The sequence below is a fragment of the Parabacteroides faecis genome (genome assembly GCF_014647375.1).
GTDB classification, from domain to species: Bacteria; Bacteroidota; Bacteroidia; order Bacteroidales; family Tannerellaceae; genus Parabacteroides; species Parabacteroides faecis.
Genome location: NZ_BMPB01000004.1, coordinates 142386 through 159956, shown reverse-complemented (window position 1 = coordinate 159956; position 17571 = coordinate 142386). Strand labels below are relative to the sequence as shown.

At 41.7% G+C, this 17571-nt stretch carries 9 protein-coding genes and 1 riboswitch; of the genes, 5 read left to right on the top strand and 4 right to left on the bottom strand.

Annotated elements, in window-relative coordinates:
- The first annotated feature begins 153 nt into the window (after nucleotides 1-153).
- The 3 genes from IEY67_RS06775 (at nucleotide 154) to IEY67_RS06765 (ending at nucleotide 6379) form a co-directional block, all read left to right on the top strand.
- A complete protein-coding gene (locus IEY67_RS06775; RefSeq protein ID WP_183668862.1) occupies nucleotides 154-3153 on the top strand; it encodes a tetratricopeptide repeat protein in 3000 nt (999 codons plus the stop codon).
- A 9-nt stretch (nucleotides 3154-3162) separates the two neighbouring features.
- Nucleotides 3163-4962: a TonB-dependent receptor gene (locus IEY67_RS06770; RefSeq protein ID WP_183668860.1), complete on the top strand. Its 1800-nt coding sequence runs from the start codon at nucleotides 3163-3165 to the stop codon at nucleotides 4960-4962.
- Nucleotides 4963-5047: 85 nt separating this feature from the next.
- On the top strand, nucleotides 5048-6379 hold the full coding sequence (locus tag IEY67_RS06765) for an MATE family efflux transporter (RefSeq protein WP_183668858.1): 1332 nt from the start codon (nucleotides 5048-5050) through the stop codon (nucleotides 6377-6379).
- Nucleotides 6380-6384: 5 nt separating this feature from the next.
- On the opposite strand, the gene IEY67_RS06760 is transcribed toward IEY67_RS06765, so the two are convergent.
- The 3 genes from IEY67_RS06760 to IEY67_RS06750 all read right to left on the bottom strand — a co-directional run bounded on the left by IEY67_RS06760 (nucleotide 6385) and on the right by IEY67_RS06750 (nucleotide 11774).
- Nucleotides 6385-7278 carry a transcriptional regulator gene (locus tag IEY67_RS06760; protein ID WP_183668856.1) on the bottom strand — a complete coding sequence of 298 codons (894 nt, stop codon included), beginning with the start codon at nucleotides 7276-7278 and terminating at the stop codon, nucleotides 6385-6387.
- A gap of 851 nt (nucleotides 7279-8129) precedes the next feature.
- Entirely contained in the window at nucleotides 8130-9404 is a 1275-nt protein-coding gene (locus tag IEY67_RS06755) for a DUF4374 domain-containing protein (protein WP_122354854.1), read from the bottom strand.
- A gap of 18 nt (nucleotides 9405-9422) precedes the next feature.
- Nucleotides 9423-11774, bottom strand: a complete 2352-nt coding sequence (locus IEY67_RS06750; protein ID WP_183668854.1) for a TonB-dependent receptor — start codon at nucleotides 11772-11774, stop codon at nucleotides 9423-9425.
- A 132-nt stretch (nucleotides 11775-11906) separates the two neighbouring features.
- Nucleotides 11907-12109: riboswitch (cobalamin riboswitch) on the bottom strand.
- A 119-nt stretch (nucleotides 12110-12228) separates the two neighbouring features.
- Between IEY67_RS06750 and IEY67_RS06745 the strand changes: the two genes are divergently transcribed.
- Nucleotides 12229-13509, top strand: coding sequence for an O-acetylhomoserine aminocarboxypropyltransferase/cysteine synthase family protein (locus IEY67_RS06745; RefSeq protein ID WP_183668852.1), 1281 nt, complete (start codon nucleotides 12229-12231; stop codon nucleotides 13507-13509).
- Nucleotides 13510-13616: 107 nt separating this feature from the next.
- A complete protein-coding gene (locus IEY67_RS06740) occupies nucleotides 13617-13907 on the top strand; it encodes an ATP-binding protein (protein ID WP_229800980.1) in 291 nt (96 codons plus the stop codon).
- 265 nt (nucleotides 13908-14172) lie between these two features.
- On the opposite strand, the gene IEY67_RS06735 is transcribed toward IEY67_RS06740, so the two are convergent.
- Entirely contained in the window at nucleotides 14173-17214 is a 3042-nt protein-coding gene (locus IEY67_RS06735) for a DUF6383 domain-containing protein (protein ID WP_183668849.1), read from the bottom strand.
- Nucleotides 17215-17571 lie beyond the last annotated feature (357 nt).

Genomic DNA, 17571 nt, shown 5'->3' with positions numbered 1-17571 from the left:
GTCATTACTTTTTACCTTAACACGTTTGTTTATGATTCCAAATATTAATTCTTTTTGTTAATAACTTACTTAGCTTTTGTATGTTATTCTTTATATTTGCAACTTAGAATTAACAGAGACTGTTTAATATCTGTACATAAAAGCGAAGGAGTGATGAAAAGAATACTTATTCCACTGTGCCTGGTGGTAGGAAGTCATGTGGCTAGCGGGCAACGGTCGTACCAGTTTGAGGCACCGGACCGTTTGTTCGTAGAAGGTAAAGAATTGTTTAGTTTAAAGAACTATCCGGGTTGTATCGATAAGCTGGAAGCTTATAAACAGCATGCTAAAGATGCAGACCTGGTCCAGGAAGCTGACTATATGATCGTATATGCAGCTTATGAACAAGGACGTCCCAATGCCGACGAACTATTGAAAGATTATCTGGAAGATTATCCGGCTTCACGCCATAGCGATGAAGTGAACTTCCTGATCGGTTCCGTTCATTTCGGACGCGGAGAATACCAGAAAGCTATTTTCTGGTTCAACGAATCGAATATAGATGTGCTCAGTCCGGAGCAACAGGAAGTCTATAGCTTCCGGCTGGCTTATTCACTTCTGCAAACGGGTGAGATGGATAAGGCGCGGAACTATTTTGCCCGGATACAACAAATAGGGACCCAGTACCGGGAAGCCGCTACCTACTATGTGGCTTATATAGATTACGCAACCGGCAAATACAACAATGCACTGGTCGAGTTCACCCGCCTGAAAGACATGCCGGATTACCGCGAACAATCATTGTACTATATTACACAGATCTATTTTATACAGAACAAGTATGAAAAGGTGATAAGCGAAGGGGAAGAACTTCTCTCCTCTTATCCGAACAGCAAGAATAACAGCGAAGTCTATCGTATCCTGGGTAATTCGTATTACCACCAGGGAAATCAGGATAAGGCGATCAGCATGTTAAGCAAATATGTATCGTCTACCGACAGTCCGTTAAGAGGCGATCTGTATATTCTCGGCGTCTGCTATTATAATAAAGGGAATTACAGCAGTGCAGTCAGCGCTTTGTCACAGACCGTACGCGAAAACGATGCACTGACACAGAATGCTTATCTGTATCTGGGACAGTCTTACCTGAAACTGAAAGACAAGAACAATGCCCGCATGGCTTTCGAAGCTGCGGCAACCTCTTCTTTCGACAAACAGATCCAGGAAGTAGCGATGTTCAATTATGCGTTGCTGATCCATGAAACTGCCTTTACAGGATTCGGCGAGTCGGTGACCATCTTCGAAGACTTCCTCAACGATTTCCCGAATTCACAATATGCCGATAAAGTAAACGACTACCTGGTGGAAGTCTATCTGACTACTAAAAACTATCAGGCAGCCCTCAACTCCATCAATAAGATCAACCATCCGAGTACAAAGATACTGGAAGCCAAACAAGACATCTTGTTCCAGTTGGGAACGCAGGCGTTCACCAATATGAAACTGGATGAAGCGGTTAATCTGTTCACACAAGCGATCAATCTGGGTTCCTATAATATGGAATCGCGCAACGATGCTTATTTCTGGCGTGGAGAATCATACTACCGCAAAGGAGAATATCAGCAGGCGATCTCCGATTACCGTACCTATCTGAACAATACCCGCCAGCGAAATACCGACATGTACGCGCTGGCTCATTACAATCTGGGATATTGCTACTTCAAACTGAAAGAATACGGGGAAGCAGAAAACCGTTTCCGCCAGTATATCAATCTGGAAAGCAACCAGCAGGCTCCGGCTTTGGCTGATGCTTATAACCGTGTCGGTGACTGTCTGTATCAGAAACGTCAGTTCGCACAGGCAGAAGAAAACTATAGCCGTGCCGCTCAACTACAACCTTCTGCCGGAGATTATTCGGTTTACCAGAAAGGCTTCCTGCTCGGTTTGCAGAAAGACTATCGGGGTAAGATCAGTGCAATGGACCGCCTGATCCGCGATTATCCGGAATCACAATATGTAGACGACGCTCTTTTCGAAAAAGGACGTTCTTATGTATTGCTTGAAAACAGTTCACAGGCAGCACAGGCTTTCGAAACACTGATCCAGCGTTTCCCGCAAAGCAGTCTCGCCCGTAAAGCCGGCATCCAGTTAGGTCTGTTGTATTTCAATGACAACCAACCGCAGAAAGCTGCCGATGCCTATAAGAAGGTTATCAGCAACTATCCGGGCAGCGAAGAAGCCAGAGTAGCTCTTCAGGACCTGAAGTCTGTTTATATCGACCTGAACGATATCAATGCGTATGCCAACTATGTCAACTCACTCGGAGGCAATGTCCGCCTGGAAGTCAGCGAACAGGATTCACTGACATACATTGCAGCAGAAAAACTCTTCCTGCGCGGTAATAACGATGAAGCCCGCCGCAGCCTGGTCAACTATCTGCAGACATTCCCGGAAGGAGCTTTCAGTTCGAATGCGAACTATTACCTGGGAAGCATCGCCTTTGCCAAGAAGGAATATGACGAAGCCCTGCAGCGTTTCAAATCGGTTATCGATAGCGGCGACACTAAATTCCTGGAAGAATCGGTGGCACGTACGGCAGAAATGCAATATCTCACTCAGGACTTCCCTGCAGCACTGGAAACTTTCAAACGTTTACAGGTTATCGCTGAGAATCCGGAAAACAAACAGGCAGCCCGCCTGGGTATCATGCGTTGTACCCTGCAGACCGGACAACAGGAAGAAGCACAGCTCGCAGCCAACGAATTACTGAAAGACCCGAAGCTGTCTCCTGAAGTAGAAGCCGAAGCCCGCTATATACGTGCCAAAGCTTATATCGACCACAAGCAACCGGCGAAAGCACTCGAAGACCTAAAGGTTCTCAGCAAGGATACCCGTACGGCTCACGGAGCAGAAGCCAAATATCTGTTAGCTCAATACTTCTATGACACCAAAGACGATAAGAATGCTGAAAAGATACTGGAAGATTTCGCTAAGAACGGAACACCTCACCAGTACTGGCTGGCACGCGGATTCATCCTGTGGGCAGATATTTATATCCGCCAGGGAGACGACGTTCAGGCACGCGCTTATCTGAACAACCTGCAAAACAACTACAAGGGTGACGATGAGATTGCCGGTATGATAGAGGACAGATTAGGTAAACTAAAGCAATAATTGAATACAATGAAGACTATATATAATGTAAAAGCGCTGTGTGTTGTAGCCTTGCTTGGGACTACAGCCACAATGAGTGCACAGGAAGATACTTCGAAGAAACAGAATCTGGACCGGGAGATGACGCTCGAACGTGAATATGATCCGACGGTACAGGATGCAAGCAAAGTGAACACCCTTCCGGTCATCAAAGAACCGGAAGTAAAGAAGATGCCGATCGACTATGCCGGTTTTACAATTGCAGCCGATCCTCAGAAAGAGATCAGCCTGCTCCCTTCCGGTAATATCATGACGGATATCCAATACAACAAACGCCGCGGTTATTTCAACTTCGGAGGCGGCACCTATCTGAACCTGAACGGAGACCTGGGCTACCATATCCTCAGCACAGACAAGGATCAACTGAATATCTGGTTCTCACACCGTTCTACCAACGGCAAGGTGAAATATCTCCAGATAGACGAAAAGGTAAAGGCGAAGCTGAACGATAATATGGGCGGCCTTAACTTCAAGCATAACTTCGATAAGTTGGCATTGAAGATGGGCGTTAAGTATGGTTATTCAGGATTCAATTACTACGGCTTACCGGTGTATTTAGATCCGGCTTCCAGTGTGGTACCGGATTTTGTCAGCGATGTTGAAACCAACCAGGTCGCCCAAACAATCAAAGCGAATGTTGGCGTTGAGTCAAAAGAAGATGCGCCTGTAGGATATCTGTTGGATTTAGGTTATACCAATTTCTCTTATAAATACGGAGCGGGCAAACCATTCGACGGACCGACAGAAGGAACATTCAATCTTAATTTTGGACTAAATGCAGGTTTTGGCGGTAATCAAAGAATTGGATTAGATGGTAACTTCCAGTACTTCAACTATAGTTTACCTAAGGAAATAGAGATACCGGAAGGAGAGAAAGCCGGATACACATATTATTTCGACAATTTTGCCGCAGCCACATTAAGTCCTTATTATAAAGTCGAGGGTGACAACTGGCATATCAAACTGGGAATAAACGCGATGTTCTTCAGTGGAGAGCATAAAAAGTTTATGGCATCTCCTAATATTTCTGCAGATGTAGAAGTGGCAGACAAGACAGTATTATACCTGAAAGCCAATGGAGAATTAAAAGCGAACAGCCAGTATGACATGTTTCAGGAAAATCGTTACACAGCTCCATTCTCCAGAATAATGCCTTCACGCAACTGGTTAGATGGGATAGTAGGAATTAAAAGCGGAGTAGCACCAGGCTTTTGGTTTGATATTTTCGGAGGATACAAGATTACAAATGATAATTACTTCTTTGCACCGTTACTCAATAATGTAAAAGATAATTTCGGAAACTTTAGCACACCGCTAAACATGCTGGACTCCAAACAATTGTTTATCGGAGCCAATCTGAAGTATAGTTACCAACAATTATTTGAAGTATCCTTAAAAGGGGTCTACAACAATTGGAAGGTCGAAGAAACTGACGAATTTAAGTCTATTGGTTTTACTAAAAACGAACCGGAAGCTTACGGTATGCCAGAAATGGAAATCACAGCCGGCGTAACAGTTCGTCCTATCAAAAACTTATCAGCATCGCTGGATTATTATCTGGCAACAGGCCGCAAAAGTTTCCTGATTACAGACGGGGAGAAAAATATGAAAAATATCAACGAACTGAATTTGACCGGAGCATACAACTTCAACGATACTTTCGGGATGTATCTGAAACTGAATAATGTATTATTCCAGAAATATGAACTTTACTACGGATATCCGTTGCAGAAGTTCAGTGCAATGATCGGAGTGAATATCAACTTCTAAATTGATATAAGATATACAAGAGAAGGAGAATCCAGTAATGGGTTCTCCTTTTTTATTTCTACTTTTGCACCCAAATAAGACGAACATGCAAGGAACAAAAAACCTGACACAAGGCCCGATCAAACGGCAGCTATTCAATCTGGCTTTGCCGATTATGGGTACTTCTTTCATTCAGATGGCTTACAGCATTACCGATATGGCCTGGGTGGGACGTTTGGGTAGCGAGGCTGTTGCCGCTATCGGTGCCGTGGGTATCCTTACCTGGATGACCAACTCGATATCGCTGTTGAATAAAGTAGGCTCGGAAGTGAGTGTCGGACAAAGCATCGGAGCACGGAATGAAGAGGACGCCAGGAACTATTCTTCACATAACCTTACCATTGCCCTGATTATCTCTGTATGCTGGGGATTGCTTCTTTTTGTCTTTGCCCACCCGATCATCGGCATTTATAAACTGGAAGCCCCTATTGCGGATAATGCCGTAGAATATTTACGGATCGTATCGACAGCCTTCCCCTTTATATTCCTCTCGGCTGCCTTCACCGGCATCCACAATGCAGCAGGGCTAAGTAAAATACCGTTTTATATCAGCGGAACGGGACTTATCATTAATATGATACTCGACCCGGTATTTATTTTTGTATTCGACATGGGTACAGCCGGAGCAGCCTGGGCGACGTGGCTATCGCAAGCAACGGTATGCGCTATTTTCGTATATCAACTAAAATGGAGAAGCAAATTATTGGGAGGATTCTCTTTCTTCGTCAAACTAAAGAAAAACTATTCACAAAGAATCCTGCAACTGGGATTACCGGTTGCCATGCTGAATACGCTGTTTGCCATTATCAACATTTTCATGGCACGGACAGCCTCCACTTACGGAGGTCATATCGGCCTGATGACACTTACCGCCGGAGGGCAGATTGAAGCGATTGCCTGGAATACCTCCCAGGGATTCAGTACGGCATTGAGTGCCTTCGTTGCCCAGAACTATGCAGCCTCCGAAAAGAACAGGGTATTGGAGGCCTATCACACGACATTGAAAATGACGGCCATATTCGGAATCCTGTGTACTTTATTGTTCGTCTTTTATGGTAGCGAAGTATTCTCACTGATCGTACCCCAAAAGGAAGCATTTGAAGCCGGAGGTATTTTCCTGCGGATAGACGGGTATTCGATGCTGTTCATGATGCTTGAGATTACGATGCAAGGACTGTTCTACGGAACAGGACGTACGGTTCCGCCTGCGATCATCAGCATTACTTTCAACTCGCTACGTATTCCGATGGCGATCGTTTTATCTGCAATGGGATTAGGGATTATCGGTGTTTGGTGGGCGATCAGTATATCGAGCATGCTGAAAGGGATTGTTGCGTTTATCTGGTTCCGGACATTGCAGAAGAAAATATTGAAATGAGATATTTACCGAACAAGATATTGATAGAGGTCTGAATAGCCATTCTTATCGAGTACCCTATGTTTCTCTAACTGGAACCTAAGTTGTTCCAGTCCGAGTTTACCAAATCCGGGAATCTCCAGCAAAGAGTCAAGCCCTTTGGTTTCTATATAACGCAACATATCCTCCATTGTTTCTATATGGAGATTCTCAAGTATTTTACGGATATAGGGAGACAGTGTCAGGTCAGTAAGCGGCCTGCAAAGCCGCTGGGCTGCCTCCAAAGGTACATGGATTAATGATTGGGAGATATTAAATTGTAGACCTGCTTTAAGTCCTTTTTCATACAACCGGTTTAACTCATACTCCAAATTCCTGTTTTCAAGTTCCAGGCGTTCTATCTCCAGTTCCTGATTCGTTATTGTCTTATGATATTCAAGCATAAAACAAGTATCCGACTTCAGGTGAGACAAAATGGTGTTATACCGTTTGCACATACCATCGTACGACATACCACAATGTTTGGCAACATCCAATATTCTTGCTCCCCCCGTTATTTCAGTGAATATATATCGTGCTTTCTTATCCTCTATGAAAGAGGCCAGTTCGGCAATTATTATTTTAAGCAAGGGAGAGACAGTTGTGAGAGAACGCAAGCAGAAAATATAATCGTCATACCAGGCAATGATTTCGTTAATCTCTTCCTCTTTATCCTCAATGATCTCTTGGAGATATAACTTTTGCATTCCCTGGCGTTTGACGCCGGATATAAAATTCTGCAAACTTGCGGCATCTATCAATGGTTCACCGTCTCTATACGAATAAGACTTTATCTTTTTGGATTTCGCCCAATCCCGAATATCTTCAGCCGGGAAACCAGTCATCTGGACAGCTTTTTCAATGGTAATACGTTCAGACATATTAATAAGGTTATAAGTAAAACATAATACCTCCCTGCAATACAGCAGCAAGGGTATGGAATAAACTTTAAACGATTTTTCCTTAAAATATGCGGGTGTTAAATGGCGTTATAATAGTAGAGTAGTCCTTTCATAAAAAAGAAAGGGCGGCGGACTGAACTTTTATCTAAATGAAGGTTCGGCTAAGACCCAACAACGAATAAAAGTCAGCCGCACGCCCCCTTTATCTGTATACAATAATATATCCACACTGCATCGCAGCATAGATAACACGTATATCCGGTAAAGGGTTGCGAGGGCTTTCTTTGTGCATTCGTTCTTGAGAAAATTTAGCCGATTTTCATTTAGACGCACAAATATCACACGCAACACAAGGCTTTCTATTCAAAAGCCTTTCAGTTGCAAATATACGTATTAATAATATTTTAACCTATGATAATCCATCTGTTATTTTGTTTATCATTATTAATCGAAGGATTTATCCTCCTGACAACTTGATTCTGCAAAGATAGGACTTATTTGTTAACCATATAAAAATAACAGGCTCGGTTATAAACTGAATATAGTTTCTCTGCAATATGCCTGCCCCAAAAGTCATCGCCCTGAAAGGATGGAATCATAAAAAATATATACAAAAATCGGGGTTAGCACATCCTCCGAAAAAATAAGGGACTTTTGACTGCGAAACATATATGTTTTGCAGTCAAAAGTCCCTTATTTACATTTCAAAACACCTATACTTAAAAAACGGACAACTATCCGTTCCTCAACGGATAACTATCGGCCGGAGCACGGCTGCTTGTCGGTCAGAAATCAACCGACAATACACCGTTCAACCAAATGCAAGGTTCTTATTCAGCATCTTCATTATCAAGTACGCGGATCTGCTCGAAGTAGTAGCCTTCTTTAATATCAGCACCCTTCTCTACATTACCTGTCTTTATATCATAAATGTAGACACAAGGATTTGAACTTTCCGGATTAACACCGATATAAGCCTTACCATCAACCACAGCAGTACGCTGAGAGAAGCGGCCACCGCTATACGGAAGATCCTGTCCGTTGTATTTTACACGGCTGCTGGTTTTACTATTGAGATCGATGATCGTATAATAATGGCTGTAACTATCAATTTCCATTCCAAGTTCATCCTGACGTGCATAAGCAAGCACTTTACCATCACCCAGATATTCGAGAGAAACAAGCTTTCCGGCATTGGTGAAAGCATCGTAACTAGGATCAAAATCTTTCTCACCGGCTTTGATACGAATCAAATGGCTCTTCTCCGTTCCATCTTCATTTTCAGAGAAACCTGCAAGATAAAGATTTCCACTCTCGTCAACCAGCGTACATTTCTGCAACAATTCGCCATAAGCACTACCAACCATCTGATGAGCCATTGTATTACGTATATTACTTTCAACGGCCATTGTTTCAGCATTGATCACAGTTGTAAAGAAGAAAGGTGTTGTATCTCCACGTTTACTTTTCTTACCCAAATAGAAATAAATAAGTTTATTATCGCTTTTACGATAGTTCAGAATACCTGAAGTTGAGAATAATTTATCTCCTTCAGGAAGAGGGATATCAAGAACACCTTCCTTGATAATAGTCATATCGGTCGTATTCAGCTTCGTCCAGATGATTTTATCTCCATCTCCGTTAGAAGCCATGATCACAAGCGTATTATCATCGATCCAGGCATGTGTATATTTACGGGTATCGTACGTATTTGTACCGAATTTCTGCTCCTGGATAACATTGATCTTATTATTCGACAGTGTATATTTGGAAAAACGATCACCCGATACAGGAACCTGATAATAGTATTTCCCTTTGACAATAGTTTCCAAAGACATAACACTATGAACTTCCGTTCCATCTCCTTCAAAGCTGATCATCTGAGAGCCAGCCTTCAAAGAATCGATGCTCTTGACAAGAGTCTGTACGTCACGTCCCATACCACCGTGTTTATCCAGAGCAATCCAGATGTCGAAGTGATAGGTTTGCGCTTCAGGAGTAGGCTCCGGTTCCGGAGTTGGATCATCATCGTCAGAACAAGCACTAAAAGACAAGGTAAACAATGTCGTTAATAATGCCCAAAATAGTAATTGAAACTTTTTCATTTGATAATTTTTAAATTATTAATTAATGAATAATCTGAATTTAGCGAAGAATGCACGACCGGGTTTCTGGAGTTTGTAATTGTCATAGACCGTAGCATCAAACAGATTACTACATTCCAATGACACATTATAGCGTCTTTTCATCCATGAATAGGTCACATTAAGATTCGATACATTCTGAGTCGGGATACGCGACTTGCTTTCAAGAGCTCCGTATGCTTCCCATGATAAGTAAAACCAATGTATCCATTGCCAGGAATATCCGATGCGAAGGTTATCTTCCTTCTGCGCCAGATTGTGAAATGTATAGCTCACATCAGCATTACTATACACCCAGGGACGATTAGGCACACGGTTATTATAAGTAGCCGAAGGCTTACCGTCGGTTTTATATTTCTTCTGGTCGCGTGCTTCGTTATAACTACAGTTGACCATTATCTGAAAGCTGTTTTTCCAGTTGTAACGCATTTCCCCTTCAATACCTTTCACATGTACAGCCGGAATATTCTCGTATTGCATCATACCTTCTTTTTCCGATACGGTTGCCTGAATATAATCGTCGACAAAGCGGAGAAATCCGTTGACCTCATAATAGAAAGAATGACCGTAAGCAGGATACCAGTTACCAAAAAGGCCCAGGTTTATATTATCGCTGCTTTCGGGATGAAGGGCGAGATTGGGATAGATGGTCGTTCCGTTTCCGAGCAGCTCACGCGACAAAGGAAGACGCACACTATGTTCATAAGAAACCTTTCCTGCCAGTGCATCCCAAAATGTATAACGCAGCCCCAAACCGCCTCCCCAATAACTGTTGGAAGAATGTCCTTTGGCATCCTCCGAACCGGTTATCCAGGCAAGATCGTTTTGTTCGATAGAGGTAGCATTGATATAGTCTTTAATAAAAACAGTACTCTCCCATCTTCCGTCGAAAAAAGACTGATTGTAAGTCAATCCGAGAATATGCTTGGTCAGTACATCGTTGGTCGGTTCAAAAGTTTCGTCGACATCATCACGGCGTTTATTTCCGGTACGGTTAAGCAGATAGTTCAGACTGACTGAATGATGCCGGTTGATCGCATAATCGACACCTCCGCGGAAAATAGTCATTGGACGGTTGTAATGACGCATAGAACGTCCGCGGCCATTAAGCTCGTTTCGGGATGAGGGAGTAAAATCACCGTTCCAGTCATAGATACGATAAGCAGTATCGACGGTAAGCGACGCGTCCCAGGTATGGGAAAACGATGCGCTCGTATTGATTTTCTCAAACCGCTTTTGATAACGGGCTGATACATTCCAGGCATCGGAATGACGCTCTGCATTACCGATCACCTTTGTCTGGATAGACCCTGTCTGTATTTCTTTATCTATTTTGGAATAAGATCCGGAAACAAAGAAAGCATCTGCCCACGCTTTATCGACAAAGCCTGCTTCCAATTGTCCTAACAAGGAAAAATAATCATCATGAAACCGTTTACGGTTGACTTCAATATATTTACGGCTATCTTCATCCCATACCTCGACACCTTTCATCTTATAATCATTCTTGGAATAATTGACACCGACGGTCGGCTTGATGATCAATCCGGTCTTCGGTTCTACGAATTGGGCATTCAGGTCAGCTCTATGAGTATGGAAAGAACCTATACCATAAGAAGCATCCAGATAATTCTTTTTTTCCTGACTGGTAATAATATTAATGGCGCCCCCCAGAGCATCCGAACCCAGGCTGGCAGGAACTACCCCTTTATATATTTCCACCCTGTCAATGATATTGACAGGAAGATTTGCCAGCGAGACACCGCTTCCTTTTGTATCCAGAGGCATCCCATCGATAAAGTAACGGACGGAATTGCCTGATAACCCATTAATAGAAAGATCGAAGTCGGAACCGACTCCACCTTCCTCCCTGATCTTTATACCGGTTGTCCGGTTCACGATCTCATTGAGGTTCTTCAATGAGTTGATCTGCGGCTTTATATCGAGGGCATTTACTGAAAAAGCACTTTCTTTGATCTTCTGGGTTTTCGATTTGCCATATACCTCCACCGAATTCAGAGTAACGGAGTTTTCCTCCATTGTAAAATCCACTGTTTTACTTTTACGGAGATCGATCTGGGTCTTTATCGTATTATACCCTAATGAAGTGACAATAACAGTATGTCTTCCCGGAGTTACAGTCAAGGAATAATATCCCCGATCGTTTGTATAAGTACCGACCGTCGTATTCTCCAGGGCAACTGTCACCGAAGAAAGCGGAATACCCTCCTGGTCTTTGACTTCACCGGAAAGAGTCACTTTATTCTGCGCCGACAGATTGGCAGAAAACAAGTAAATAAATAGAAAAAGGACATGTATGAAACCTCTCATTTCATCAAGTTTGTTAACCGTTATTATACTGTATGCTCCCGATGAAATAAAATAGAACACATGAACAGACAAAGCCCCAATAATATAGTGAAAAGCTCTAACTCATATGTTTTCAGCCCTATTTCCCGAAAGCCTTCAACTATTATTCTGGCAGGTCTTCTGACTTACTCCATCTTTGAACGTCCTTCCCATTCATTGCGAACAGTGGATTGAGTCGTGTTCAAAGACTTTGGCGGAGCTTACAGCAGCGGGTCTGTTCAGGATTTTCACCTGATTCCCTTTTCATCACTCTTCCGTAGAAATGGAATCGTGACACCAAAATTCGGGTACAAAGGTAAAGATTATTTTTAAACGGAAAGCTATTTTTTATAAATGATCGCTGATTTGTACGAATGGAACAAACTATTCTTTACTTTTGTCTGCAGAAACAATTACATAGCAAACATTTAATAATATGAGCAATTCATTTAAGCCGGCAACTTTGTGTGTACAAGGTGGTTGGCAACCGAAAAAGGGAGAACCGCGCGTACTTCCAATCTATCAAAGTACTACCTTCAAGTATGAAACCAGCGAACAGATGGCGAAATTATTCGACCTGGAAGAGAGCGGCTATTTCTATACCCGCCTACAAAACCCGACCAACGATGCTGTTGCCAGTAAGATAGCAGCTTTGGAAGGTGGTGTTGCAGCCATGTTGACTTCATCCGGACAGGCAGCTAACTTCTTCGCCTGTTTCAATATCTGCGAAGCCGGCGATCATATCGTAAGTGCTACCGGTATTTATGGAGGTACATACAATTTATTGTCCGTCACGTTAAAGAAACTGGGTATCGAATGTACTTTCATCGATCAGGATGCCAGTGAAGAAGAGATCAGTAAGGCATTCCGTCCGAATACAAAGTTATTGTTCGGCGAAATGATCTCCAATCCGGGAGTAATGGTACTGGATATCGAAAAGTTCGCTCATATCGCCCATAAACATGGGGTACCATTGATCGTCGATAATACGTTTGCCACACCGATCAACTGCCGTCCGTTCGAATGGGGAGCAGATATCGTAACCCATTCTACAACTAAATATATGGATGGACATGCAACTGCTGTTGGAGGCTGTATCGTCGATAGCGGTAACTTCGATTGGGAAGCACATGCCGACAAATATCCGGGCCTTTGCCAGCCGGACGAGTCTTATCACGGATTGACTTATACAAAGACATTCGGCAAGATGGCGTATATCACCAAAGCGACCAGCCAGTTGATGCGTGACCTGGGATCTATCCAGTCTCCACAGAATGCATTCTTACTGAACTTAGGTTTGGAGACTTTACATCTGCGCATGCCACAGCATTGTAAAAATGCGTTGGCCGTTGCTAAATGGCTTCAGAATTGCGACAAAGTAGCCTGGGTGAACTATCCGGATCTGGAAGGTAATAAGTATTATGAGTTGACAAAGAAATATCTGCCGAACGGCTCATGCGGTGTGTTGTCATTCGGATTGAAAGGCGGACGCGATGTTTCCATTAAGTTTATGGATAGCCTGAAACTGGCTGCTATCGTTACCCACGTAGCAGATGCCCGTACTTGTGTGCTTCACCCGGCAAGCCATACGCACCGTCAGTTGACAGATGAACAGTTGAAGGAAGCTGGTATTGCTCCTGACCTGATCCGTTTCTCTGTCGGCATCGAAAGTGCAGACGATATCATTGCAGATATCGAGCAGGCATTGAATCAGTAAAAGCGCCCAAGTAAAACAAAGAATCGTTTTGTATAGAAGACGATTCTTTGTTAAAATCGTCTTCTATACAAAACGATTTCTTATCTTTGTAACATCTCACCCCTATTATGGTCGCTATACATCTATATAAACAATATGGCGACAAAGTTTATTTCTACAACCAGAATATAGAGGTTGATTTCATTATTCCGGAAATAGAGACAGCCTATCAGGTAAGTTACTCCCTGCAAGATGAAGCCACTTATCAACAGGAAGTAGAAGGTCTGATCAAATTAAACAATGTTTATCCTTTAAAGAGGATGTATATTATAACCAAAGACGAAGAGAGAACTATTACACATGAAAATGGCACTACCATACATGTGATTCCTATCTGGAAATGGCTATTGCTGCCATAAACAGACTTGGTTCAGGTCGAAATCCTATTAAACATAATGAACTCCGTTTCCGGGAGCTATTCAAAAACAAAACCCCGATGGTAACAAATACCGCCGGGGTTGTTTTTTATCCATTTTCTCTCTTCGCAGGGATATTCACGGATGAACTTTATTTTATTTTTATTACTAAAATTACGCTTCCAATCTGTTCACCTTCACAGGCTACTCACCCTTCCCCAAAAGGGGAAGAGCAGAGAAGCTTTTTCTATTTAATTATTCTTTATTCTTATTTTACGATTGCTTTAACAGCTGCTTCACCTTCAACAGCTACAACTACGATACCTGCAGGAGCAGAGATTGTTGCTTCGTTAGAAGAAAGAACTGCGTTAGCAACTGTCTGACCAAGAACGTTGCTGATAGTAACAGTCTTACCTGCAGCACCCTTGATAGTGATGTCACCCTTACCTGCGATAACAGTTACGTCGCTAGTTGTAATATCTTTAGTATCTGTAGCCATTTCGTCGTTTTCGATGTTTTCAACATTGAAAATCAGAGCACCGTCACCACCAGTCTTAGCATTATTGAATTCAGATTTTTCATCTGTCAATACGATGCAACCATTCTGCATTTTGATCCATGCTGCTTTTTCAGGAGCGATAGCAACTAATTTACCATCTTTCTTTTCATAAGCTGCAGATTCAATCAAGAATGCGTTTTCAGCACCTTCTTCAGTTACACCAACTGCAACATCCGGGTTTGTATAACGGAATGACCAAGTATAGCTCTTATGGTTATCACCCTTCAAGTCATTGATGTATTTCTTATTAATACCTGCTTTTTCGTATGCTTTAACAATTTCTTCTACATTCAGATCTTTCGGATCCATGTTTTCAAAACCATTAACCAAAATAATCAAGCTGTCACCAGTCTGGATTGCTTTTACAAAACCAACACGAGTATAACCACCCTTAACATCTGTATAAGGTTTGTCTTTACCTACATAAGTAACAGAGTCAGCAAAGCTTACTAAATATTTACCATAATTGAAGCCAGCTTTTCCAGGAATAGCATGAACACAATGTGCAGCATCTGTCGGTTTACCGTTAGCATCTACGTGATGTCCTGTTGCTTCTGTACAATCTTGACCCGGAGTAGCAACCTGATCATTACGAGAAACAGAAATCAAATACTGAGGTTTAATGAAACCAAGACCACGACTTACCCAAGCAGTATCGATACGGAATGACAAACCTGCTTTAGCTTTGTCTGCTGTCCAGATACCTAAGTAGTTAACACCTTCATTCTGTAATTCTTTGTTAGTTTCATCCATCAAATATTCGTGACGAATATTTTCGTAGAATCTCAAGCTGTCAACAACATCATTTTCGCCTAATGCAGCGTTGTTGAAACGACGGTACAGAGGAGCGTCATCGATTTCTACAGAGAATGCAGAAGTACGAGTTTCTTTCAAATTCTGAACTTTCAGATAAACATTGTTATCATCAACACCTACTTTACGAACATCAGCGTAAGAAGCAGTATCGATCAAAGCATAGTAATGAGTTGCTTTGTCATTGTTTTCTTTCAGATAGAATACAGCAGGTTTACCTGTTGCAGATACAGCATATCTCTTTTCTGCATCAGCCATGATATATTTACCATTAGATTTCAAATTCAATGTATAAGCCTTTCTTACAAGACGTTTCATTGAAGCGATAGCTTTTGTAGAATAACCATATTCTACGCCATCAGTATCCATACCAGTCAGTACGAAAGAAGATTTAGCACCTACATATAAAACTGAGTCAGCAGCATCGCTTGAAGTACCCATATATTTGTCATCAGCAAATTCATGCAGATATCTCAATTTATAAGTTGTAACAGTCAAAGAATCTGCATTTAAGAATCTGTAACCTACGTACGGATTAGCTTTAACATTAGCAGGGTCAGCAGTAAAGTTTGCAGATGTAATTTCTACACCAGCAAGTTTAGAAGGACCATCAGTATACAATTGCAGTGAAGCATCAACTACAACATTTTCAAATTCACGGTTAGTGATCTTGATAGGAGAAGTAGGAGCCATTTCAGATGTCGTACGGTTTTTCTCTACAACCCACTGGAATGCAGGCATATGCCAAGGATCCATGTTCTTGTCAAGAGTAACCCATTGAGCAGTGCTATCACCATACAAAGGAACTGCTAAATATTTATTTGCAGCATTTTTGATAACATACAGGTCAGAAGCAATAGAAGTTCTGTTTGATACTTCATTACAACCTTTAAAGCCTAAAGAAATCATTGTATTCTGAGCCAGTGTATCAACAGTTAAGATACGAGCCTCGTCTTTGATCAAATCTTGCAATGAAACAAAAGCTTCAAGAACACGACCGTTATCAAATGTAGCTTTTTTAACCTGAATTGTCAGACTGTCGTTTGAAGGACTGTAAGTAAATTTAAATTTATACTGTTCTCCAATAGTAGAAGCATCCTTTACAGCAGCAGTAGTCCATTTATAAGCAAGGAAGCGAGCACCCTTTTCATTTGTGAAAGTGGTATCAACTCTCAAATAGTTATCACCTCTCATAACATTCAAATAAGTATCTTCACCAGATTCTTTAGCAATAAATTTCTGTGAGCTGAAAGGATTTTCCAAAGTAGTACCCAATGTATCCGGCTTGAAAGTCAACTTAACACCCTTGTCAGCTGCTTGAAGGCCTAAGATAGTATTCAATTCTTCTGCATTAAGAGTAACAACATTAGAACTCTTCAGAGTGAATTTTTCAAAGTTAGCAGTAGTTACACCATCTTCGTTAGCTCCACATTTAGCTACAGTAACATCATCTCCATCCAAAACCAATCCAATTACAGAGTCAGTTTTAAAATAAGAGTAAAGAGGTTTTTCTCCTTCTAAATCCTTAGCATAAGTCTTAGAAAAAGCCCAACCGGAGATTTCTCCACCGACTTCAATAGGAGCACCAGCAAAAGCTTCGTGATTTGCCAGACCTTCCAAACCAGCCATCGTTATATCCAAACGACGTTCTGTTCCTTTATTTACGAAATCGAATTTAGGAGCCTGACCCTGAACCTGTGTTGCAACTTCAACACACCAAAGAGTATTAGCCAAACCTGTAGAAGTAGTAGGAGCAGCAACAACTGTTAACTTACCATCTGCATCCATAGAAAGTACTTTATCTCCTGTAGTCAGTTGATATAGGCCAGCATTCTTGCCTAGCTTCAATGACTGAACTGCATCACCAGGAGCAGCAGAAACAGACATTGCACTCAAAAGCGCAGCACCTGCCAAAAAAGTAGAAAACTTTTTGTTCATAATCAAAAATTTAATATTAATACTAAGTAATTTTAAAGTTCTATCTAAATATAATATGCCGAAATCTTATTCTATCGGCCTTTTCATACGATCGTCAAATACTTCAGCAAAAGTAAACAATAGTTTTTTATCCGCAATTATTTTCATTGATTTTTTTACGTAGGCATCTCCTTTCTTATCAGTTGAATACGATAGTCTGTACAAAATCGGCGATAAAAATGACAAACCTTGCTTTTGGTTATATTACTGACTATAATCAGGAAAACAAGAAAGAAAGAGAGATGGGTTATCTACCATAAGTAAATATTACATTAATGTACACGTACATTAATAATTAAACCTTTTACTCAATCTCGA

Coding starts and splice junctions, on each gene's coding strand:
- IEY67_RS06775 (WP_183668862.1), top strand. CDS start 154: ATGAAAAGAATACTTATTCCACTGTGCCTGGTGGTAGGAAGTCATGTG.
- IEY67_RS06770 (WP_183668860.1), top strand. CDS start 3,163: ATGAAGACTATATATAATGTAAAAGCGCTGTGTGTTGTAGCCTTGCTT.
- IEY67_RS06765 (WP_183668858.1), top strand. CDS start 5,048: ATGCAAGGAACAAAAAACCTGACACAAGGCCCGATCAAACGGCAGCTA.
- IEY67_RS06760 (WP_183668856.1), bottom strand. CDS start 7,278: ATGTCTGAACGTATTACCATTGAAAAAGCTGTCCAGATGACTGGTTTC.
- IEY67_RS06755 (WP_122354854.1), bottom strand. CDS start 9,404: ATGAAAAAGTTTCAATTACTATTTTGGGCATTATTAACGACATTGTTT.
- IEY67_RS06750 (WP_183668854.1), bottom strand. CDS start 11,774: ATGAGAGGTTTCATACATGTCCTTTTTCTATTTATTTACTTGTTTTCT.
- IEY67_RS06745 (WP_183668852.1), top strand. CDS start 12,229: ATGAGCAATTCATTTAAGCCGGCAACTTTGTGTGTACAAGGTGGTTGG.
- IEY67_RS06740 (WP_229800980.1), top strand. CDS start 13,617: ATGGTCGCTATACATCTATATAAACAATATGGCGACAAAGTTTATTTC.
- IEY67_RS06735 (WP_183668849.1), bottom strand. CDS start 17,214: ATGAACAAAAAGTTTTCTACTTTTTTGGCAGGTGCTGCGCTTTTGAGT.